General features: G+C 46.2%; 1 protein-coding gene. It reads left to right on the top strand.

Annotated elements, in window-relative coordinates; all coding sequences use genetic code 11:
* Window positions 1-98: 98 nt before the first annotated feature.
* Window positions 99-299, top strand: a 201-nt coding sequence (locus tag J0A67_RS23625; RefSeq protein WP_206571685.1) for a hypothetical protein, incomplete at its 3' end; no start/stop codon positions are given.

The following is a 299-nucleotide window of genomic DNA, read 5'->3' as shown; positions in this document are numbered from 1 at the left end:
TGCTTTTCTGTTCGGTGTTGCCGTAAAAATTTACGGTGTAGGCCGGCTGGGTCTTTTCGATCGAGCTCAACCGAAGTTGCGTTTCGGCCGACACCGGCATGTTTTCATTTGCCTGGCAAAAGGAAAACATTAGCCAACCTCGGCAAAAAAACATGATTCACGGTACTGATCGAAAAGAATTCCAGCCGACGTCGGCCAGGAAAGATGACCGATCGAGGTTTAGAAAAGAAGCATCACCGGATGACGCCGATCGAACATTTCCTAATAGACATCATCCAAATATTATTCAGGGATTGAAA

Origin of the sequence: Algoriphagus aestuariicola (assembly GCF_017254835.1) — a bacterium.
Taxonomy (GTDB): Bacteria; Bacteroidota; Bacteroidia; order Cytophagales; family Cyclobacteriaceae; genus Algoriphagus; species Algoriphagus aestuariicola.
Note: the sequence above shows the minus strand (reverse complement) of the source record. Positions and strands in the feature narration are given on the sequence as shown.